Source organism: Pannonibacter phragmitetus, from assembly GCF_050510895.1.
Lineage (GTDB): Bacteria > Pseudomonadota > Alphaproteobacteria > Rhizobiales > Stappiaceae > Pannonibacter > Pannonibacter phragmitetus_B.
The window spans coordinates 967595-988497 of sequence record NZ_JBNINT010000001.1; the positions used below are offsets into that span (position 1 = coordinate 967595).

The following is a 20903-nucleotide window of genomic DNA, read 5'->3' on the forward strand; positions in this document are numbered from 1 at the left end:
GCGTCAGGATGCAGGCTGACTTTGTGCATCTGCAGACCGGCGGAGACGAACCCTTGGATATGGAATTCACGCTGCTGATCGGCTTTGGGCTGGTCTTCCTGTTCGTCAGCTTCATCCTGCCGCTCATCCTCTATGGCACCACCGGCAGCCTTCAGCGGCAGATTGATCTGCAGAAGCGTGAGATTTCAGGCCTGCAGCAGGTCGTGACCGGCCTGCAGCGGCGTCTTGAGCTGAATGAGGCTGCCGTAAAGGGGGCTCCGGAGACGGATGCGAAGTCCGCGGCGCCCGAACAGCCGGAAGCCGTCCCGCAAGAACCTTCTGCAGATGATTCCTTTGTAGAAGCGGACGAGCCGGAAACCACGGGACCGCAGGAGGAAAGCGCACCGGCAGATGAGCCCGCGAGCGGGGAGCCTGCCAGGCCCGCACGCCCTGCAGGGCCCTTCGACATTGCCGCCCGCACATCTTCCGCCCGCCGCAGCTCTCCTGCCACTCCCGATGACTCGAAGAAGCCCGAAGACGCCAGAGAGGCAGCTGCGGCGCGTGAACAGCAGATCGGCGGCAAGTGGACTATCTGGACCGGTGGTATTGCCCTGGCTGCTGGTGCCGTGTTCCTCGTGCGCTTTGCAGTCGAAAACGATCTTCTCGGTCCGCTTGCCCGCATTCTGGCTGGCGCGGCGCTGGGCCTGATCCTGCTGGGGCTTGGCGAGTGGACCCGCCGCCGCCCCAACACCTTCTCTCTGCCGGGCTTTGCCACGGCCAATATTCCGGCTGTGCTGACCGCTTCAGGCACGATGGCGCTCTTTGCGGATGTTTTTGCCGCCTATGCGCTTTACGATCTGATTGGTCCGGCAGGTGCCTTCGTGTTGCTTGGCGCCGTCTCGCTGCTCACCATGTTTGCCGCCCTTCTGCATGGGCCAGCACTGGCAGCGCTCGGGCTTGCGGGCGCCTATTCCGTGCCCGTGCTGGTGTCTTCCGGCAGCTCGCAGATCCTTCCGGCTGTCATTTATGTGCTGGCTGTCTCGGCTGCTGCGGTGGCCGTCGGGCGCGTGCGTCTTTGGCTGTGGCTTGCAGGCCTTGCTGTCGCAGGTCTCTTCGGCTGGGCGCTGCTTTTCGAAATGGCAGCGGATGCCGGAGACAGGCTGCTGCTCGACCTTTATCTGGCCGGCGCCTATGTCATCACGGCTGCGGGCTTTGTCTGGCGCTTGCATGACTTTGCGCCTGACAGATCCAGTAAGCTGGATTGGTATGCCACGGCCGCGCTCAGCGCTTTGGCAATTCCCTTCCTTGGCCATGTTAGCCTGTCAGACAGTGCTTCGCTTTTCGTTCTGGAGACGCTGCTTCTGACCGCTGCGCCGTTGGCGCTTGCCTACGGCTGCAATGCGGTGCGCTATGCTGCCGTGGTGCCGTTGCTGGTGCAGGTGATTGCCTACGCCAGCCTTGATCTGCCGCTCAGGGATCTAGGCGCCTATCCGGGTGCTGTCGGCCCCCTCGGTCCAGTGGTCTCGCCAGTGCCTGCCGAAACGCAGGCAATGCTGTCCCGCTTTGGCATGCTGGGGCTTTTGACCGGTGCGATCCTGCTGGCCGCAGGTGTTGCAGGCAGCCTCAAATCGGCCTCCCGTGCCGTTCTGGCCTCGCTTGCGGCAGCTGGCAGCCTTGCATTGCTTGCCGCTGCCTGGTGGCGTGTGGAAGGGCTTGCTGCATCGCCACTGTTTGCTGTCACCGGCCTCGCCCTTTCCGCCGCTTTCCTGATCCTGGGCGACCGGCTTGCCGTGCTCTTTGCTGTGCGCGGACCGAAAGCTGGTGGTGAGATTGCGGACACGCATCCGGGCAGTGCCGGGGCGGTGGCGGCCTGGTTCACTGGAACGCTCTGCGGTCTTGCCCTGTCCATTGCCATTGTGCTGGAGGGAGGCTTCCTGACCACGGCGCTGGGCCTTCTGGTTCCTGCCTTCGTGTTCGTCTACTTGCGCTATCCGGTGCAAGGTCTGCGTGTTCTCGCGCCCGTCGCGATCCTGCCTTATGTCTGCCGCCTGCTGTGGGACCCGTTCATCGCGGGCGGGCAGCTCAGCATCACGCCTGTGTTCAACCAGCTGCTCTACGGTTATGGCATTCCGGCACTCGGACTGGTCTTTGCTGCCTGGGCGCTGACGCGCAGCCGTGATGACCTTTGGGCCCGTATCCTGCAGGCGATGGCCATCGCCGGTGTCAGTATCACCCTGGCCATGCTGGCGCTGCATGCGATTGATCCCACCTTCACCTTCTACTCCGATGCCAGCCGGTTCAAGGCGGCTGCGATGATGCTCATTGTCGGCGGATCGGTGTCTCTGGGCCTGACCCGAATCCTGCCGGGCACGGATGGGGCAAGGGGCAATCTGGTGTTCTCCGGCGCGGCCATGGCCGTCAGCGTGCTGGGCATCTTTGCAGGCGGGCTGGTTCTCGTGAGCCAAAACCCGCTCTGGACCGGCGCCCCGGTGGGTTACACGCCGGTGCTGAACTGGGTCACACTCGGTTACGGCGTTCCCTTCGTGATCTACGCCCTGCTTGCCTATGCGGCGCGTCCGGTGCGCCCGGCGGGATATGTCGTACTGGTGGGAGCGTTTGCGGGCCTTCTTGGCTTCTGCTTCGTCAATCTCACGATCCGCCATGCCTTCAGCCCATTGATCCTCAACATGGAACCCGTCAGCGAACTGGAAAACTACGTCTACTCCATTGTTTGGCTGGTGCTCGGCGTGGCGGGTGTTGTGGCAGGGCTCTGGCGCGACAGCCTCCGCCTGCGGCAGGTGGCCGGCGCCATTGTCGCGCTGGTGGTGGTCAAGGTATTCCTGTTCGACATGTCCTCGCTGCAGGGCGTGCTGAGGGCCTTGTCCTTCCTCGGGTTGGGAGCGGTTCTGATCGCCATTGGTTACCTCTACCAGCGCATGATTGCCCGCAAGCCGCCTTCTGCGTGAGAGGGGCTTGCAAGAAGCGTCCTTGACCGGCTGGCGTTTCCTCCGTAAGGGGAGCCGGTCAGCTGGCCGGACGGTCGCTGCCGCAAGTGCCGAAAGGCCGCGGGGGAGGAAAGTCCGGGCTCCATGGAAACACGGTGCCGGGTAACGCCCGGCGAGGGCGACCTCAGGGAAAGTGCCACAGAAAGCAAACCGCCCCGGCCTTCGGGCAAGGGGTAAGGGTGAAAGGGTGGGGTAAGAGCCCACCGCGCGGACGGTAACGGACGCGGCACGGTAAACCCCACCGGGAGCAAAACCGAATAGGGATGGCACAGGGCCTTCGGGTCCGGGTTGGTTTCCTGGCCAGCCATCCGGGTAGGTTGCGTGAGGCGTCTGGCAACAGGCGTCCCAGATGAATGACCGTCACGTATGGAAGCTTGCTTCCGTGCCTTACAGAACCCGGCTTACAGGCCGGCTGACACCTTTCCCTCTCCTTAGAAAGAAGCGCGCAGCCTGCGCGCAAACCGGGGCATTTCTGCCGCTGGAAGCATTTTATTAACCATGTTGATGTTTGTGGAAGACTGGGCAGTTGCACAGGGCTTCAAGTCATGGAATCCGCCCGATTCCATTGACGCCCATGCTGTCCCATGTTATCCCATATTAACCCATGAAGCTGCCTTGGGTTCCATTCGAAGGCAGCTGTTTTCAGGGTCTGTCCCGTGAGTGCCGGGACGCTTCGTTTCGTTTTGCAAGTTCCAGACTTTGCCAGTGCAGCAGGCGCCAGGATGGCGCGTTGAAAGGGGATCATGGCCGGCTTCGTGTCGCATTTTACCAACCGGCTGGATGCGAAGGGGCGTGTTTCGATCCCTGCGCCGTTCCGGGCCGTGCTGGCGCGCGACGGGTTCGAGGGCCTTTACTGCATTGCCTCTCCCCATTCGGCCTCGGTTGATGCTGGTGGCAATGAGCTGGTGAATGAGATCGAAGGGCGTCTTGCTGCCTTTGCCAAGCTGTCGCCGGATCATGATGCGCTGGCTATCGCGCTCTTCGGTGCCAGCGAAACGCCGAAGATCGACTCCGATGGCCGCATCGTGCTGAGCGACATGATCCGTGAGCAGACTGGTGTGACGGATCAGGTCACCTTTGCGGGTCTGGGTTACAAGTTTCAGCTCTGGGAACCAGAGCGTTTTCGTGAGCATCGCGCAGAGGCCCAGAAGCGCGCGCTTGCGATGCTGTCGGGCCTGAACCCGGCTGCTGCGTCAGGAGGACTGGCATGACGGCGGGTCGCGCAGAAGGTCATGAGACTGAAGGCGCTGGCGGACTGGTCCGCCACGTGCCCGTCCTCCTTGACGGGGTTCTTTCGGCGCTGTCCGTCAAGCCGGGTGAGATCGTCGTGGATGGCACCTTCGGAGCTGGTGGTTATTCCCGTGCCTTTCTGACTGCGGGCGCGAAGGTCATCGGCGTTGATCGTGATCCGGATGCCATTGCCGGCGGTCAGCCGCTGGTGGAAGCTTCGAATGGCGCGCTGACGCTGGTGCCAGGGCGCTTTGCCGATATCGAGACCCATCTGGCGTCACTCGGCGTCGAGGCCGTGGATGGTGTCGTGCTGGACTTGGGCGTTTCCTCCATGCAGCTGGATGAAGCAGATCGTGGCTTTTCCTTCATGCGTGACGGTCCGCTCGACATGCGTATGGAGCAGGCCGGGCCTTCGGCTGCCGATGTGGTCAACACACTGCCGGCGCGGGATCTGACCCGGATCATTGGTCTTCTGGGCGAAGAGAAGCGGGCAGGGCAGGTGGCGCGTGCCATTGAGCGGCGGAGCAAGGAACAGCCCTTCACCCGCACCGGCGATCTCGCTGCGCTGATTGAGAAGGTCGTGGGCCGCTCGCCGAAGAAGATGCACATCCACCCGGCAACGCGCACGTTTCAGGCCCTGCGCATTTATGTGAATGGCGAATTGCATCAGGCCGCGTCTGTGCTGGGGGCGGCGGAAAAGGTTCTGCGCCCCGGCGGGCGGCTGGTGGTCGTCAGCTTCCATAGCCTGGAAGACCGGATCGTGAAGAAATTCTTCGCCGACCGCACGCGCACGCGGGGCGGCGGCTCCCGGCATATGCCGGAAGAGGATGTGCCGCCGGCAACCTTCGAGCTGGTCGTCAAGGGTGGTCAGGAGCCGGACGAGAGTGAGACGCAGGCCAATCCGCGTGCGCGCTCGGCTCGTCTCAGGGCTGGGCGGCGCACCGAGGCTCCGGCGCGCGATCTGGATATTCACGCCATTGGCGTTCCGCATCTGGCGGAATTCAAGGGACTTGGAGGCTGAGTGATGGTGAGCCGTTATCTCAATATCATCTGTGTCCTTGCGGTGCTGACGGGCGCCGGTGTCGTTTACGACATGAAGATGAAGGCCGAGCACACGTCCGAATATGTTGCGTCGCTCAAGGTCAAGATTGACGAGGAGCACGAAGCCATCCGCGTGCTGCGTGCCGAATGGAGCGTTCTCAATCAGCCCGCCCGAATGCAGGGGCTGACCGAGCGTTACAACGACTTTCTGAAACTCCAGGAGATGGACCCGGGCAAACAGATCGTGCAGCTGCAGGATCTGCCGATGCGGCCCGTCATGCTGCCGCCTGTTGGCGGCGAGGCTCCGCTTGATGGCTTTGCAGCCCTCGGGGAGCCTGCTTCCACCTCTTCCATCCGATAGGAGCGCTGCGATGACAATGGCAAGTGAGCCTGCCTCCTTTCTGCAGTTCCGGCGCAGCCAGCCCGTGCGGCGGCGCGTCCTGCCTATGGGTCGGTTTCCACCAGCACCGTCAGAACCCGCATCTATTTTGCGATGGCGGCTTTCGCCCTGCTTTATACGGTGATTGGTGCCCGGCTCGTGCATCTCGCCCAGATGGAGGAAGCCCCGAATGCGGCTTTCATCTCGGCGCAGGATTCCATTGCAGCCTCCCGTCCCGACCTCGTTGACCGCAATGGCGAAATTCTCGCAACCGACATCAAGACGGCCTCCATTTACGCCGAACCGCGCAAGATCATCGACGTGGATGAGGCGCTTGAGGGCATCGGCAGTGTTTTTCCGGAGCTGAACAACGAGAGCATGCGCAAGCGGCTCGACAGCCGCGCTGGATTCATCTGGCTGAAGCGTGAGGTCTCTCCCGCCCAGCAGCAGGCCATTCACCGGCTCGGCATTCCGGGTATCGGTTTCCTTTGGGAGAAGCAGCGCTTCTATCCGGGCGGGCCGCTGGCGTCACATATCGTTGGCTCCGTGAACATCGACAATCAGGGTATTGCTGGCCTCGAGAAGCATCTCGATGACTCCTGGCTGTCCGAGTTGCAGAAGCTTGGCTTTGCGACGGACCGTTCGCTCGAACCCGTGAAACTGGCACTCGATTCACGGGTGCAGTTTGTCGTGCGGGATGAGCTGGTCAAAGGTGTCGAGCGCTACCACGCGATTGCAGGCGTCGGCATCGTTCTGGACGTGCATACGGGGAGGTCGTCGCCATGTCCTCCTACCCGGACTACGATCCGAACGACCGCGCACAGGCCCTGGATAAGGACCGCCTCAATCGCGCGACGGGTGGTGTCTTCGAGATGGGCTCCGTCTTCAAGACCTTCACGTTTGCCAGCGCGTTCGATTCGGGCAAGGTCGGCATGAACGACAGCTTCGATGCGAGCCGCCCAATCCGGGCTGGCGGGCGTACGATCAACGATTTCCACGGAAAAAGACGCATCCTCTCGGTGCCGGAAGTCTTCATCTATTCGTCCAATATCGGCACGGCCAAGATGATGCTGACGACAGGCGTCGACTATCAGCGTGAATTCTACACACGTCTCGGTCTGACGGATCGCCAGTCCAACGAGCTGCCGGAAAATGCAGCTCCGCTGCTGCCCCGCCGCTGGGGTGAACTGGCCGCTATTACGGCGTCCTTCGGGCACGGTATTTCGGTGACGCCGATGCAGACGGCAACGGCTGCGGCCGCGCTGGTCAATGGTGGCCGCCTGATCCCGCCGACATTCCTGCCGAGGGATGAGAATGCAGCCAAGGCACTGAGCAAGCAGGTAATTTCGGAAGAGACAAGCCGCAAGATGCGTTACCTGTTCCGCCTCAACGTTGTTCAGCCGGGCGGGTCCGGCAAGCGCGCTGAGGTGCCTGGCTACATCGTTGGCGGCAAGACCGGCACGGCGGAAAAGGTCGAGAACGGCCGCTATGTTTCCAACAAACGCCGCAACTCTTTCCTCTCAGCCTTCCCCATGGATGACCCGCAGTATGTGGTTCTGGTGGTGCTGGATGAGCCGAAGCCGGAGAAGCCGGGCCTGCCTGCAACCGCTGGCATGAACACCGCGCCGATGGTCGGCAACATCATCCGCCGCGCAGCTCCGATGCTGGGTGTCATGCCGAAACAGACTGATGGGACAAAGGCACTCGAAGTATCTTATTGAGACGTAATCAAAGCGCCGGAGCGGAACATCAGGGTCGCAGCTGAAAAGGGTTCCGCGCCGGCTTGTGACGGCGCACTACCGGATTTGGCAGACAATGCAGCTAGGAACACTTGCGGCGGGCACAGGCACCGCCGTGCCAGATGAGACCCTCATGATCGGGGGACTGACCTCGGACAGCCGGGCGGCTGGGCCGGGCTTTTTGTTTTTGCGCTCGGCGGAGTGCAGGCCCATGGTGCACGCTTTGCAGCAAAGGCTGTGGAGCAGGGTGCTGCGGCTGTCTTGACGGATGCTGAGGGCGCGGCACTGATCGAGGCTGATGGCGGTGTCCCGGCGCCAGTGATCGTTGCTGCGAGATCCGCGTCTGGCTCTTGCGAAGATGGCGGCGCGTTTCCACGGCCGCCAGCCGGAAACGATGGTGGCCGTCACCGGCACCAGCGGCAAGACGTCCGTTGCCTATTTCGTCCGGCAGATTTTCCAGCGCTGCGGCCATAATGCAGCCAGCCTTGGCACGCTTGGGACAGTGACAGCCTCCGGCACCAGCTACGGCGGCCTGACCACGCCGGATCCGGTTTCCCTGCATGCCGAACTGGCGAAGCTGGCTGATGCCGGTGTCACCCATGCGGCCATGGAAGCTTCGAGCCACGGGCTTGATCAATACCGTCTGGATGGTGTGGAGCTGGTGGCTGCCGGTTTCACCAATCTTGGCCGTGATCACATGGATTATCACGCCACCGAAGAGGAATACCTGCAGGCCAAGCTGCGTCTCTTCCGTGAGCTTCTGCCTGCCGGGGGCACCGTGGTGGTGGATCCTGCACAGAACAAGGCGGACCGTGTTCTGGCGGTTGCCGGAGAACGTGGCCAGCAGGTGCTGACCGTCGGCGAGCGGGGCAGGGATCTTCATCTGCGCAATGTTCAGTTCAGCGGTTTCAGCCAGGTTCTGACGATCGACACCCCGCGCGGTGAGTACAAGGTTTCGCTGCCGCTTGCCGGTCATTTCCAGGTGTCCAACGCGCTTGTTGCTGCTGGTCTTGCCATTGCCGCAGGCGAGGCGCCGGGGGCTGTCATGCGGGCGCTGGAGACGCTGGAAGGGGCGCCGGGGCGCCTGGAATTGGTGGGCCGCAAGGATAATGGTGCTCTCTGCTTCGTAGATTATGCCCACAAGCCTGACGCCGTGGACAATGCGCTGGCCGCTCTGCGCCCCTTCACCACGGGACGGCTCATTGTGGTTGTCGGTGCGGGCGGCGACCGGGATGCGGGCAAGCGTCCTCTTATGGGAGAAGCAGCAAGCCGCCGCGCCGATGTGGTCATCGTCACTGACGACAACCCCCGAACGGAAGACCCTGCTCTCATCCGCAAGGCTGTCATGGCAGGCGCTCCGGGCGCACTGGAGATTGGCGACCGGGCGGAGGCCATTGCAACGGCCGTTTCCATGCTGGAAAGCGGGGATGTCCTGTGTGTGGCTGGAAAGGGTCACGAAACGGGCCAAATCGTCGGCAAGACGGTGCTCCCGTTCTCGGATCATGATGCGGTTCGCACCGCGCTTGCACAAGGAGCCCGGTCATGAGCGCACCGCTCTGGACCCTAGATGCCTTTTTGGCCGCAACTCACGGCGAAGCCCGCGGAGAGCCGCAGGCCGAAATCACCGGCATTTCGATCGACAGCCGTACCATCACGCCCGGTGAGGCTTTCGTCGCCATCGTCGGAGACCGGCTGGACGGGCATGACTATGTGGCCAAGGCGCTGGAGGCAGGTGCCTCACTGGCGCTGGTTGCCAGGCACAAGCTGGTCGATCTGCCCAGGGACGGCCGCTACGTGGTGGTGGATGATCCGCTGGAGGCCTTGCGCGATCTCGGACGCGCCGCCCGGGCCCGTACCCATGCGCGGATCGTGGCTGTTACCGGCTCTGTCGGCAAGACCGGCACCAAGGAGGCGCTGCGCCTCGCCCTTGGCCGTTCTGGCAAGGTTCACGCATCGGCAGCTTCCTTCAACAATCACTGGGGCGTGCCGCTGACGCTGGCGCGCATGCCGGAAGATACCGAGTTTGGCGTCTTTGAAATCGGCATGAACCATGCCGGCGAAATCACGCCGCTGGTGCAGATGGTGCGCCCGCATGCGGCCATCATCACAACGGTGCAGGCCGTACATCTGGAGTTCTTCGGCTCGGTTGAAAAGATCGCGCAGGCCAAGGCCGAGATCTTCCTCGGGCTGGAGCCGGGCGGCCTTGCCATCCTGAACCGGGACAATGATCAGTTTGACCTGCTGACGTTCCTGGCCAAGACGGCCGGTGTGGAGCGTATTCAGACCTTTGGTGAGGCCGAGGGCTGCGACGCGCTTCTGGAGAATTATGCGGTGCAGACCGGGTCGTCCTCCATTCAGGCGCAGGTGCTCGGGCATGAGATCACCTACAAGATCGGCGCGCCAGGCAAGCACCTTGTCCGCAACAGTCTCGCGGTGCTGCTGGCTGTCTGCGAGCTTGGAGCCGATCTGGCGCTGGCCGGTCTGGCTTTGGCCGAGCTCTCGGCTCCGAAGGGGCGCGGCGCCCAGACCCGGCTGAAGCTGCCGGGCGGTGAAGCCGTGCTGGTAGACGAAAGCTACAACGCCAATCCTGCGTCCATGCGCGCCGCCCTCAGCGTGCTTGGCGGCATGCTGGCTGCAGCGCCGGGCCGCAAGATTGCGGTGCTTGGCGATATGCTGGAACTGGGCGATGCTGCTGAACAGCTGCATGCCGATTTGATTGGCCCCGTCGAAGACTGCGGAGCAGATCTGGTCTATTGCTCGGGCCCGCTGATGCACGCATTGTGGGAGCGGCTGCCGCGCGAGAAGCGCGCCGTCTATGCCGAGCAATCCTCAGCGCTGACCGAGCGCCTCAAGGATGAGCTGCGCCCTGGCGACATCATCATGATCAAGGGTTCCCTCGGGAGCCGAATGGGCCCCCTTGTGGAAGCGCTCAAGCAGGAATATCCCGCAGCGGATGAAGTGGCTTCGGCCTGAGGAATCCAAATGTTCTATCTTCTCGGTGAACTGTCCGGCCAGATTTCTGCGCTGAACGTCTTCAAGTACATCACCTTCCGCACGGGCGGTGCCATCATGACGGCGCTGTTTTTCGTGTTCCTGTTCGGGCCGCGCATCATTGCGGGCTTGCGCCTGCGCCAGGGCAAGGGCCAGCCCATCCGTGAAGACGGGCCGCAGAGCCACCTTCTGACCAAGAAGGGCACGCCGACCATGGGCGGGCTGATGATCCTCTCCGGGCTCATCGTCTCCACACTGCTGTGGGCGGACCTGCGCAATCCCTATGTCTGGATCGTGCTTTGGGTCACCGTCGGTTTCGGCGCCATCGGCTTTTATGATGACTATCTGAAGGTCACGAAGGCGACACACAAGGGCTTCAGCGGCAAGGCCCGGCTTGGTATCGAGTTTCTGATTGCAGGCGGAGCGGCCCTGGCCGTGGCCATGCTGGACAAGGGCACCTTTGCCACGTCCATCTCCTTCCCCTTCGTGAAGGACCTGCTGCTCAACCTTGGCATCTTCTTCATCCCCTTCGCTGCCTTCGTCATTGTCGGAGCCGGTAACGCGGTGAACCTGACAGACGGGCTGGATGGGCTGGCCATTGTGCCAGTGATGATCGCCTCGGCTACATTTGCGCTCATCGCCTATCTTTCGGGCAACGCGGTCTTTGCCGAATATCTGCAGATCCACCACGTGCCAGGCACGGGCGAGCTTGCGGTCATCTGCGGTGCGGTGATTGGTGCAGGGCTTGGCTTCCTCTGGTTCAACGCGCCGCCGGCGGCCATCTTCATGGGTGACACGGGTTCGCTGTCGCTCGGCGGCATGATTGGCGCCATCGCCGTCGTGACCAAGCACGAGATCGTGCTTGCCATCGTTGGCGGGCTGTTCGTGCTGGAGGCCGTGTCCGTGATCGTGCAGGTGGCGTCCTTCAAGATGACTGGCAAACGTGTGTTCCGCATGGCGCCGATTCATCATCATTTCGAGCAGCTGGGCTGGACCGAGTCTCAGGTGGTGATCCGCTTCTGGATCATCGCCGTGGTTCTCGCACTTGTCGGCCTTGCCACTCTGAAGCTGAGGTGAGGCGGTCATGATCCCGGTCACCTGTTTCAAGGGAAAAAGGATAGCGCTCTTCGGGCTTGGCGGCTCGGGCCTCTCCAGTGCGCTGGCACTGAAGGCTGGCGGTGCGCATGTCACCGTCTGGGACGACGCGCCCGCGCGCAATGATCTTGCGCGCTCCAAAGGCCTCGAGGCCCGCGATCTGGCAGAGCTCGACTGGCACGGCCTGTCAGCCCTCGTGCTGTCTCCCGGCGTGCCGCTGACACATCCCGAACCGCACTGGACGGTGGCGCTGGCGCGGGAAGCGGGCGTCGAAGTCATCGGCGATATCGAACTGTTCGCCCGTGAGCGTGCGCTCGTCTGCCCCGATGCGCCCTTGATCTGCATCACCGGTACCAATGGCAAGTCCACCACCACGGCCCTGACGGCGCATCTGCTGAAGTCGCTGGGCCGTGATGTGCAGATGGGCGGCAACATCGGGACACCGGTGTTCGACCTCGCCCCGCTCGCGGTCGACCGGCATTATGTCATCGAGTGCTCGTCCTATCAGATCGACCTTGCCCCCGGTCTCGCCCCTACGGCCGGCATTCACATGAACCTGTCACCGGATCATCTCGACCGGCACGGGACCATGGAGAACTATGCCGGCATCAAGGAGCGGCTGGTTGCAGCTGCCCGTACGGCGGTCGTCGGCGTGGATGACGAAATGAGTGCTGCCATTGCCGACCGGCTGGAAGCTGCCGGGCACGATGTGCGCCGCATTTCCGGTTATCAGACACAGAAACATGGCGTCTTTGCCCGTGATGGCCTGCTGATCTGCGCTGACAATGGTACGGAAACCGTCATTGCTGATTTGTCGCGTGCGCCGTCTCTGCGGGGCCAGCACAATGCACAGAACGCGGCAGCGGCCTGTGCAGCCCTGCTGTCGCTTGGTGTGATGCCCCAGGAACTGGCTGCCGGACTGGAGAGCTTCCCCGGCCTCAAGCACCGGATGCAGATCATCGCCCGCCATGAAGGCACGCTTTTCGTCAACGACAGCAAGGCGACCAATGCCGATGCCACGGCCTGGGCGCTGGCGAGCTATCCCCGGCTTTACTGGATCGCAGGCGGCAAGCCGAAGTCGGGTGGTATCGAGCCGCTGGGCGAGTTCTTCCCGCGTATTGTCCGGGCTTATCTGATCGGCGAGGCTGCCGAGGAGTTTGCCCGCACGCTGGACGGTAAGGTACCCTACGAGATCAGCGGCACGCTGGACGTTGCGGTGCAGCGGGCTGCGGCGGATGCTGCGCTCGACCCGCAGTCCGAAAAGGTCGTCATGCTGTCCCCGGCCTGTGCGTCGTTTGATCAGTATCCGAATTTTGAAGTGCGTGGTGATGCGTTTGCCGCAAGTGTCCAGGCGCTGCTGACGGTGCCGGAAAAGACGGAGGATGCCTGATGGTTTCTCGCGCTGATCGTGGTGTTCTGGCGGAGTGGCTGTGGACGGTTGACCACATTCTTCTCGCGCTTTTCGTCCTGCTCATGATCGGCGGCGTGGTGCTGTCCTTTGCCGCGAGCCCTCCTGTGGCCGAGCGCATCGGTGTTGAAAGCTATTATTTCGTCAAGCGGCAAGCCATGTTCCTGCCTCTGGCGCTAATCGTGCTGTTCAGCGTGTCTCTGATGTCACCGCGAATGGTGCGCCGGGGAGCCTTGCTGCTCTTTTGCGTGTCGCTTGCGCTTCTTGTGGCCACGCTGTTTGTCGGCGCTGAAGTGAAGGGCGCCCGGCGCTGGATCAACATCGCCGGTTTTTCGGTTCAGCCCTCCGAGTTCCTCAAGCCTGCCTTCGTCGTTCTGGTCGCCTTCCTTCTGTCGGAAAGCGGGCGGCGGCGCGAGGTGCCGGGCATGGTGCTCTCCGCCTTGCTGTTTGTCATGTGTGCGGCACTGCTGGTTGCGCAGCCAGATTTCGGTCAGACCATGCTGATCGGCTTGGTCTGGGGCGGCTTGTTCTTCATGAACGGCCTGCCGTGGATCGCCATTATAGCCCTGGGGGCTTGGGTGTTGCCGGGCTGACATCGGCCTATTTCATGCTGCCGCACGTGACAGCACGTGTGAACCGCTTCCTTGATCCAGAATCCGGCGATACCTACCAGATCGACCGGGCACGTGAGGCATTTCTGTCCGGCGGCTGGTTTGGCAAGGGGCCGGGCGAGGGCATCGTCAAGCGCGGCCTGCCGGACAGTCACACCGATTTCATCTTTGCCGTGGTGGCTGAGGAATTCGGCATCATCGTTTGCATGCTGCTTGTCTCGCTCTTCGCCTTTATCATCCTGCGTGGTCTGCGTAATGCGGGCCGGGATCAGGATGCTTTTTCGCGGTTGGCGACGGCTGGGCTTACGATCATGTTCGGCCTGCAGGCGACGATCAACCTGATGGTGAACCTCAACCTCATGCCCGCCAAGGGCATGACGCTGCCCTTCATTTCCTACGGCGGTTCGTCGTTGCTTTCGACGGCGCTGACGGCGGGCTTCATTCTGGCCCTGTCACGCCGCAAGCCGCGGCCTCTGCACAGCGACAGAGTGACGGTTGCCCGCGTACAGCCCTCGCAGATCATCCAGCCGGGTATTCAATGAGCAAGACCGTTCTCCTGACTGCCGGCGGAACCGGTGGTCATCTGTTCCCTGCCGAAGCGCTGGCGCATGAACTGGTGCGTCGGGGCTGGACTGTCGATCTGGCGACGGATGAGCGGGCCGACCGCTACGGAACGAGCTTTCCGGCCCGGGAGGTCCATATCATTGCCTCCGAGACCTTGCGCTCGAAGTCACCTGTTGCCCTGATCAAGACGGTTCTGAGCCTGGCCCGTGGCACGTTGCAGGCCCGCCGTGTCATCCGGCAGATCAGGCCTGCCGTTGTGGTTGGCTTCGGCGGATATCCCACCTTTCCGCCGATGATGGCGGCGCGGCTGACGGGCGTGCCGTCTATCTTGCATGAGGCCAATGCGGTGATGGGCCGGGCCAACCGGATGCTGGCCAAGGGTGTCACCCGTGTGGCTACCAGCCTGACGCTGGTCAATCCGGATGCAGCCGTTGCCCCGAAGATCCGCGAGACAGGCAACCCCGTGCGCCCGCCGGTGGTCGATGCTGCCAGCGTGCCTTATGCGGTGCCACAGGCTGGCGGCGCTTTTCACTTGCTGGTCTTCGGCGGCTCGCAAGGGGCGCGTTTCTTTTCCGATGTCATGCCGGAAGCGGTGAAGCTTCTGTCCCCGGAACACCGCGCCCGGCTCAGGCTGGTGCAGCAGTGCCGTCCAGAAGACATGGAACGTGTGAAAGCCGCGTTCGAGGCGCTTGGGCTTTCGGCGGAGCTCGCGCCGTTCTTCCGCGACATGCCAGCGAGGATTGCCGCATCCCATCTCGTCATCTGCCGCTCCGGCGCGTCTTCCGTCAGCGAGTTGTCCGTCATTGGCCGCCCGTCGATCCTCGTGCCGCTGCCCAATGCGCTGGATCAGGACCAGAGCAACAATGCCCGGGTGCTGGAAGCCGTGGGCGGGGCCTGGCCGGTGGCGCAGAAGGACCTGACGCCGCAGCGCCTTGCCGAAGAACTCACCCGGCTCATGGATGAGCCATCCACCCTTCAAGCCGCCGCCGCCGCCGCGCGCGGGCAGGGCAAGCCCGATGCGGTTGCCCGCCTTGCCGATCTGGTGGAAGAGACCGCTGGCGCATACACAACAGACAAAGGAGACCGCGCATGAAGATGCCGCGTGAATTGGGGCCGGTGCATTTTGTCGGCATCGGGGGCATCGGGATGAGCGGCATTGCCGAAGTGCTGCATACCCTCGGTTACACCGTTCAGGGCTCGGACATGTCCGAGAGTGCCAATGTGCTGCGCCTGCGCGAGAAGGGCATTCCGGTCTTCATCGGTCACAAGGCGGAGAACCTTGGCGGGGCCGAGGTTCTGGTCGTTTCCTCCGCCATCAAGCGCGACAATCCGGAGCTGATCGCCGCCCGCGAGAAGCTGATCCCGGTGGTCCGCCGCGCCGAAATGCTGGCAGAGCTGATGCGCTTCAAGCAGGCCATCGCCATCGGCGGCACTCATGGCAAGACGACGACTACCTCACTGGTGGCAGCGCTGCTTGAGGCTGGCGGCATGGACCCGACCGTGATCAACGGCGGCATCATCAACGCCTATGGCACCAATGCCCGTATGGGTGACGGCGAGTGGATGGTGGTGGAAGCGGACGAAAGCGACGGCACCTTCGTCAAGCTGCCTGCCGACATTGCCATCGTCACCAATATCGACCCGGAGCATCTCGACCATTACGGCGATTTCGCCGGAGTGCGTGCGGCCTTCCGCCACTTCGTTGAGAACGTGCCTTTCTACGGCTTTGCCGTCATGTGCCTTGACCACCCGGAAGTGCAGACGCTCGTTGGCCAGATCGAGGACAAGCGCATCGTCACCTATGGCACCAACCCGCAGGCAGACGTGCGCTTTGCGGATGTTTCTATCGCGGGGGAAGTCCCGCTTCCGTGTCATCCTGCAAAACCGCCGGTCAGGCGAAAGCGAAGTGATTGATGATCTGATGCTGCCCATGCCGGGTCTGCACAACATCTCCAATGCCACGGCAGCCATTGCGGTGGCAAACCGGCTGGGTATCTCAGCAGATGCCATCCGCAAGGGGCTTGCAGGTTTTGGCGGCGTCAAGCGCCGCTTCACCCACACGGGCAGCTGGAACGGTGCCGAGTTCTTCGATGACTACGGCCACCATCCGGTGGAAATCCGCGCCGTGCTGAAGGCTGCGCGTGAATCGGCAAAGGGCAGGGTGGTTGCCGTGGTGCAGCCGCACCGCTACACCCGCCTCGCCAGCCTGTTCGAGGACTTCTCTACCTGCTTCAACGATGCGGACACGGTGATCGTGGCTCCGGTCTATGCCGCAGGCGAGCAGCCCATCGCGGGCATTGACCGGGACAGCCTGGTCTCCAACCTCAAGACCCACGGCCACCGTTCCGCCATTGCGCTGGAGGGGCCGGAAGCTCTGGCCGGTGTCATCGCGGATCTCGCCAAGCCGGGCGATTACGTTGTCTGCCTTGGGGCAGGCAACATCACCCAGTGGGCGCATGCGCTGCCGGGCCAGCTGGAAGCCCTTGGCAAGGGAGAGGGCGTGAGCTTTCCCGATCTTCTGGAAAGCCTTGGCTCCCGGCTTGAGGGGCTGCGCGGCAAGCTAACGGCCAATCAGCCGCTGTCCGCAGTCACCTGGCTGCGGGCAGGCGGACCGGCGCAGCTGCTGTTCCAGCCGGCGGACGAAGAGGATCTGGCGCAGTTCCTGTCTGTGCTGCCGGAGGAAATCCCGGTTCTGACCATCGGCCTCGGTTCCAACCTGCTGGTGCGCGATGGTGGCATCGAGGGTGTTGTAATCCGTCTTGGCGCGCGCGGTTTCGGTGCCGTTGAGGTGCTCGATGGCGGGCGCATCCGTGCGGGCGCTGCCGTGCCGGACAAGCGGCTGGCGGAATCGGCGGCAGAAGCCGGAATCGGCGGCTTTTCCTTCTACACCGGCATTCCCGGTGGCGTCGGCGGCGCACTGCGCATGAACGCCGGAGCCCATGGCACGGAAACCTGCAACCGTCTGGTGGAAGTCACCGCGATTGACCGCAAGGGCTCGCGTCATGTGCTGAGCAATGCGGATATGGGTTACACCTACCGGCACAGTTCCGCAGCTCCCGGCCTGATCTTTACCAGTGCGGTCTTTGAAGGCCCGGTCGAGGATGAGGCGAAGATCCGTGCTGAGATGGCCGAGGTCGTTGCCCACCGTGAGCGGGCTCAGCCGATCCGTGAAAAGACCGGCGGCTCCACCTTCAAGAACCCTCCGGGCAATTCTGCCTGGAAGGTGATCGACGCTGCGGGATGCCGCGGGCTGACCGTCGGCGGGGCGCAGATGTCGGAAATGCACTGCAATTTCATGATCAACACCGGCACGGCGACAGGTCACGATCTGGAGCTTCTGGGCGAAACCGTCCGCCGCCGCGTGCGTGACCATTCGGGCGTCGAACTCGAATGGGAAATCAAGCGCCTTGGGCAGTTCATGCCCGGTGAGGCGATCACCCCATTTCTGGATTGAGGGGAGTGGCGGGGCGAATTCAGCCCTGCCCCGGATTTCCACAGCCTCAGACGCGTCTGCTGCCGCTGTTGTTGCATTTGAATCACACAGTGCAGGCAACAGGGGGTTAATACATTCCTTAACGGCTTGGTTAACGTTTCCTTACCAATTTGGGCAGCATCTTATGGGCTCACGTTTGTCTGAGTGAGTCGGTGGAAATGACGGGTAAGCATGTCGCGGTACTGATGGGTGGCTGGGTGAATGAGAGGCCGGTGAGCCTTTCGTCCGGTAACGCCTGCGCCGACGCGCTGGAAGCGCGCGGTTTCAAGGTTTCGCGCGTGGATGTTGATCGTTCCATCGCTGATCGTCTGGCTGAGCTGAAGCCGGATGTGGCTTTCAACGCCCTGCATGGCCCCTTCGGCGAGGACGGCTGCATTCAGGGTTTGCTCGAAATCATGAATATCCCCTACACGCATTCCGGTGTGATGGCTTCTGCCCTTGCCATGAACAAGGTCAAGGCCAAGGCCGTGATGGCGGCGCATGGGGTGCCGGTGACCGAGCATCTGATCATCAACCGGCGGGAAGTGGGTAATGAGCACCCGATGCGCCCGCCTTATGTGATCAAGCCCATTAACGAAGGCTCCAGCTTTGGCGTGCTGATCGTTAAGGAAGACCAGTCGCATCCGCCGCAGGAGCTGACGCGCTCTGACTGGCCATATCCCGACACAATGATGTGCGAGACCTACATCCCTGGCCGCGAGCTGACCTGCGCAGTGATGGGAGATGAGGTGCTTGGAGTTATCGACATTGTGCCAAAAGGGCACGGTTTCTATGATTTTGAAGCGAAATATGCGGAAGGAGGCTCTGTTCACATCCTTCCTGCGAAAATTTCACCCTTTATTTACCAAGAAGTACAGAAACTTACCTTAACAGCGCATCGTGCGCTCGGCTGCCGGGGTGTTTCGAGGGCGGATTTCCGCTTCGATGAGCGTCCGGATGGGTCGGGTACCCTGATCTGCCTGGAAGTTAACACTCAACCTGGAATGACCCCAACCTCGCTGGTTCCTGAGCTTGCCGCCCATGCCGGCCGTGATTTCGGGGATCTCGTCACCTGGATGGTGGAGGACGCAAGTTGCTGTCGCTGAGGCGCAAAGCCGGGATAGTAAGTGCTTATCCGCTGGAAGCGGAGCTGGCGCCGCGCGGGCGTGGTGTTCCGCGGCTGCGGCGCCGCCCTGTCTGGCGGCAGGCGGGCTGGATCGCTGATCTGCCCCGCTGGACTGGCACTGTATCTGCTGTGGCCTTCCTGGCTGCCACCATCACGTATGGTGTCATTCTGGGCGGTCATGGGCGCATGGTCGCGCAGTCCCTCATCAGCGCAGCCGGTCTTGGTGTTGAGGCTGTGAAGCTGTCTGGTCAGCGTGAAGTGGCTGAATACCAGATCCTCGATGCTCTCGCGCTCGAAGAAGGTGATTCTGCTGGTGCTCTTCGATGCAGATGCTGCGCGCGAACGCCTGAAGCAGAACCCCTGGGTCAAGTCCGCTTCGGTCATGAAGCTTTACCCGAATACGGTGAAGGTCACGATTGACGAATGGGTGCCTTACGCTCTCTGGCAGCGCGGCAACACCGTGTCCATCGTTACCGAGCAGGGTGAAGTCATTACCGACGATGTAGATGGGCGCTACGCCAATCTGCTGCTGGTGGTGAACTACGGCGCTCAGACCCGTGCGGGTGAAATCCTCAAGGCCCTTGAGAGCGAGCCTGAGCTGCGCCCGCGAGTGCGCGCCGCGTATCTCATCGGTCAGCGCCGCTGGGATCTCATGCTCGAAAACGGCATCACAATCCGCCTGCCGGAAGAAGATCCGGCCAAGGCTCTGGCTGCTCTGGTGAAGATGGACAAGGAAAGCGCCATTCTGGCCCGTGACATTGCGGCCATCGACCTGCGCCTGCCGGACCGTGTGGTGGTGCGGTTGACGGATGAAGCCGCGCAGCGCCGCCGCGAGGCGCTGGATGGAAACAAGAAAGTTGCAAGAGGGGGTGCCAACACATGAGCCGCACCGGTTCCACCCTCTATCTGCCGCGCATGCGCCCCTTCCGGGGCGCCGCGCCGTTGTGATGTCCGTGCTTGATGTGGGCTCTACCAAGATCTGCTGCCTCATCGCCAAGCTGACTCCGCGTGCCGAAGGTTCCGTTCTGGCCGGCCGGTCCCATGCCATCGAGGTTCTGGGCTACGGCTACCAGCGCTCGCGCGGGATCAAGTCCGGCGTGGTAGTGGACATGGATGCGGCCGAGCAGGCGATCCGCCTTGCCGTGGATGCCGCCGAACGCATGGCTGGCGTGACCGTTGAATCCGTCATCGCCAACGTCAGCTGCGGCCGCCTGCAGAGCGAGATCTTCAGCGCCACCGTGCCGCTGGCCGGTGATGCCGTGAGCGAAGCCGATATCCAGCGTGTTCTGGTTGCCGGGTCCTCGCACACGGTCATGGAAGGCCGGGCTGTCAATCACGCGCTGCCGATCTCCTATTCGCTGGATGGCAACCGTGGCATCCGCGATCCGCGCGGCATGCTGGGCATGAAGCTGGGCGTCGACATGCAGGTCGTCACCACCGAGGTGCCGCCGGTCCGCAATCTCGAGCTTTGCATCAATCGTGGCCACCTGCACGTGGAGACACTGGTGGCAACGCCTTATGCCAGCGGCCTGTCCACGATCGTGGATGATGAGGCTGAGCTGGGCGTTGCCTGCGTCGACATGGGCGGTGGCACCACGACGCTGTCCGTCTTCGTTGAGGGGCAGATGGTGCATCTGGATGCCATCGCTGTTGGCGGCCAGCATGTGACGACTGACATTGCGCGGGCTTTTGCCATGCGCCTTTCGGACGCTGAGCGTCTGAAGACCCTTCATGGTTCGGCCCTGCCGACCAGCGTGGATGACCGTGAGATGCTCACGATCCCGCCGGTGGAAGGTGACCTTCCGAACCAGATCCCGCGTTCGGCCCTTATCCGGGTTGTGCGTCCGCGGGTTGAGGAAATCCTGGAGCTGGTCCGTGACAGGCTGACGGCCTCCGGTTTTGCCGGGCGCGTCGGCAAGCAAATCGTCCTCACGGGCGGGGCGAGCCAGCTGACGGGATTGAGTGAAGTTGCGCGCCGTGTCATCGGCCGCAATGTCCGGCTCGGACGGCCACTCGGGGTGGCCGGACTGCCGGATGCAGCCAAGGGGCCGGCTTTCGCCGCCTCGGTCGGGTTGCTGATTTATCCGCAGGTCTCCCAGATCGAACAGTTTCAACCGAAACACAGGCGGTCTGGATGGGGCGGCAGCACGGGTTACCTGGCCCGTGTCGGCCAGTGGATCAGGGACAGCTTCTGACGCGGCATCCGCGTCAGGGAAACTGCCGGAAACGGCGAACTTCAAAGGGAAGAATGCGGAGCCCCCGA

Annotated in this window: 15 protein-coding genes, 1 other RNA gene and 2 pseudogenes; all 18 read left to right on the forward strand. The window is 62.7% G+C overall.

Annotated elements, in window-relative coordinates:
* The first annotated feature begins 59 nt into the window (after positions 1-59).
* Positions 60-2945 carry a DUF2339 domain-containing protein gene (locus ACQB61_RS04535; protein ID WP_430514291.1) on the forward strand — a complete coding sequence of 962 codons (2886 nt, stop codon included), beginning with the start codon at positions 60-62 and terminating at the stop codon, positions 2943-2945.
* A 58-nt stretch (positions 2946-3003) separates the two neighbouring features.
* An RNA gene (gene rnpB, locus ACQB61_RS04540) (RNase P RNA component class A) lies at positions 3004-3404 on the forward strand.
* 323 nt (positions 3405-3727) lie between these two features.
* A complete protein-coding gene (locus ACQB61_RS04545) occupies positions 3728-4195 on the forward strand; it encodes a division/cell wall cluster transcriptional repressor MraZ (protein WP_430511673.1) in 468 nt (155 codons plus the stop codon).
* Positions 4192-5235 (forward strand): 16S rRNA (cytosine(1402)-N(4))-methyltransferase RsmH, encoded by a 1044-nt coding sequence (rsmH, locus tag ACQB61_RS04550; protein WP_430511674.1) that lies wholly within the window; start codon positions 4192-4194, stop codon positions 5233-5235. Before ACQB61_RS04545 ends, rsmH begins: the two co-directional genes overlap by 4 nt.
* A 3-nt stretch (positions 5236-5238) precedes the next feature.
* Complete coding sequence (gene ftsL / locus ACQB61_RS04555) at positions 5239-5616, forward strand: cell division protein FtsL (RefSeq protein WP_430511675.1); 378 nt, start codon at positions 5239-5241, stop codon at positions 5614-5616.
* A 132-nt stretch (positions 5617-5748) separates the two neighbouring features.
* A complete protein-coding gene (locus ACQB61_RS04560; protein ID WP_430511676.1) occupies positions 5749-6570 on the forward strand; it encodes a hypothetical protein in 822 nt (273 codons plus the stop codon).
* Positions 6462-7355 carry a peptidoglycan D,D-transpeptidase FtsI family protein gene (locus ACQB61_RS04565; RefSeq protein WP_430514292.1) on the forward strand — a complete coding sequence of 298 codons (894 nt, stop codon included), beginning with the start codon at positions 6462-6464 and terminating at the stop codon, positions 7353-7355. Before ACQB61_RS04560 ends, ACQB61_RS04565 begins: the two co-directional genes overlap by 109 nt.
* A gap of 376 nt (positions 7356-7731) precedes the next feature.
* Positions 7732-8919, forward strand: coding sequence for a UDP-N-acetylmuramoyl-L-alanyl-D-glutamate--2,6-diaminopimelate ligase (locus ACQB61_RS04570; RefSeq protein ID WP_430511677.1), 1188 nt, complete (start codon positions 7732-7734; stop codon positions 8917-8919).
* Positions 8916-10346, forward strand: coding sequence for a UDP-N-acetylmuramoylalanyl-D-glutamyl-2,6-diaminopimelate--D-alanyl-D-alanine ligase (locus ACQB61_RS04575; RefSeq protein ID WP_430511678.1), 1431 nt, complete (start codon positions 8916-8918; stop codon positions 10344-10346). Before ACQB61_RS04570 ends, ACQB61_RS04575 begins: the two co-directional genes overlap by 4 nt.
* Positions 10347-10355: 9 nt before the next feature.
* A complete protein-coding gene (gene mraY / locus ACQB61_RS04580; RefSeq protein WP_430511679.1) occupies positions 10356-11441 on the forward strand; it encodes a phospho-N-acetylmuramoyl-pentapeptide-transferase in 1086 nt (361 codons plus the stop codon).
* A 7-nt stretch (positions 11442-11448) separates the two neighbouring features.
* Positions 11449-12849 carry a UDP-N-acetylmuramoyl-L-alanine--D-glutamate ligase gene (gene murD / locus ACQB61_RS04585; protein WP_430511680.1) on the forward strand — a complete coding sequence of 467 codons (1401 nt, stop codon included), beginning with the start codon at positions 11449-11451 and terminating at the stop codon, positions 12847-12849.
* Positions 12849-14020: pseudogene (gene ftsW / locus ACQB61_RS04590) on the forward strand (putative lipid II flippase FtsW). The gene murD and the pseudogene ftsW overlap by 1 nt, the downstream one beginning before the upstream one ends.
* Positions 14017-15135: an undecaprenyldiphospho-muramoylpentapeptide beta-N-acetylglucosaminyltransferase gene (gene murG, locus ACQB61_RS04595; RefSeq protein WP_430511681.1), complete on the forward strand. Its 1119-nt coding sequence runs from the start codon at positions 14017-14019 to the stop codon at positions 15133-15135. Before ftsW ends, murG begins: the two are co-directional and overlap by 4 nt.
* A pseudogene (murC, locus tag ACQB61_RS04600) lies at positions 15132-16527 on the forward strand (UDP-N-acetylmuramate--L-alanine ligase); the annotation flags it as partial. The gene murG and the pseudogene murC, both read left to right, overlap by 4 nt.
* A 15-nt stretch (positions 16528-16542) precedes the next feature.
* On the forward strand, positions 16543-17496 hold the full coding sequence (gene murB / locus ACQB61_RS04605) for a UDP-N-acetylmuramate dehydrogenase (RefSeq protein WP_430514293.1): 954 nt from the start codon (positions 16543-16545) through the stop codon (positions 17494-17496).
* A 197-nt stretch (positions 17497-17693) separates the two neighbouring features.
* Positions 17694-18620 carry a D-alanine--D-alanine ligase gene (locus ACQB61_RS04610; RefSeq protein ID WP_430514294.1) on the forward strand — a complete coding sequence of 309 codons (927 nt, stop codon included), beginning with the start codon at positions 17694-17696 and terminating at the stop codon, positions 18618-18620.
* Between the two features lie 273 nt (positions 18621-18893).
* Complete coding sequence (locus tag ACQB61_RS04615; protein ID WP_430511682.1) at positions 18894-19523, forward strand: cell division protein FtsQ/DivIB; 630 nt, start codon at positions 18894-18896, stop codon at positions 19521-19523.
* Positions 19524-19587: 64 nt separating this feature from the next.
* Positions 19588-20835 carry a cell division protein FtsA gene (gene ftsA, locus ACQB61_RS04620; RefSeq protein WP_430511683.1) on the forward strand — a complete coding sequence of 416 codons (1248 nt, stop codon included), beginning with the start codon at positions 19588-19590 and terminating at the stop codon, positions 20833-20835.
* The last annotated feature ends 68 nt before the right edge of the window (positions 20836-20903 follow it).

What these genes read in the sequence shown, in the direction of transcription:
- ftsL (WP_430511675.1), top strand. Translation starts at nt 5,239, where the DNA reads ATGGTGAGCCGTTATCTCAATATCATCTGTGTCCTTGCGGTGCTGACG.
- murD (WP_430511680.1), top strand. Translation starts at nt 11,449, where the DNA reads ATGATCCCGGTCACCTGTTTCAAGGGAAAAAGGATAGCGCTCTTCGGG.
- mraY (WP_430511679.1), top strand. Translation starts at nt 10,356, where the DNA reads ATGTTCTATCTTCTCGGTGAACTGTCCGGCCAGATTTCTGCGCTGAAC.
- ACQB61_RS04535 (WP_430514291.1), top strand. Translation starts at nt 60, where the DNA reads ATGGAATTCACGCTGCTGATCGGCTTTGGGCTGGTCTTCCTGTTCGTC.
- ftsA (WP_430511683.1), top strand. Translation starts at nt 19,588, where the DNA reads ATGTCCGTGCTTGATGTGGGCTCTACCAAGATCTGCTGCCTCATCGCC.
- murG (WP_430511681.1), top strand. Translation starts at nt 14,017, where the DNA reads ATGAGCAAGACCGTTCTCCTGACTGCCGGCGGAACCGGTGGTCATCTG.
- ACQB61_RS04610 (WP_430514294.1), top strand. Translation starts at nt 17,694, where the DNA reads ATGACGGGTAAGCATGTCGCGGTACTGATGGGTGGCTGGGTGAATGAG.
- ACQB61_RS04570 (WP_430511677.1), top strand. Translation starts at nt 7,732, where the DNA reads ATGGCGGCGCGTTTCCACGGCCGCCAGCCGGAAACGATGGTGGCCGTC.
- ACQB61_RS04575 (WP_430511678.1), top strand. Translation starts at nt 8,916, where the DNA reads ATGAGCGCACCGCTCTGGACCCTAGATGCCTTTTTGGCCGCAACTCAC.
- ACQB61_RS04545 (WP_430511673.1), top strand. Translation starts at nt 3,728, where the DNA reads ATGGCCGGCTTCGTGTCGCATTTTACCAACCGGCTGGATGCGAAGGGG.
- ACQB61_RS04560 (WP_430511676.1), top strand. Translation starts at nt 5,749, where the DNA reads ATGGCGGCTTTCGCCCTGCTTTATACGGTGATTGGTGCCCGGCTCGTG.
- rsmH (WP_430511674.1), top strand. Translation starts at nt 4,192, where the DNA reads ATGACGGCGGGTCGCGCAGAAGGTCATGAGACTGAAGGCGCTGGCGGA.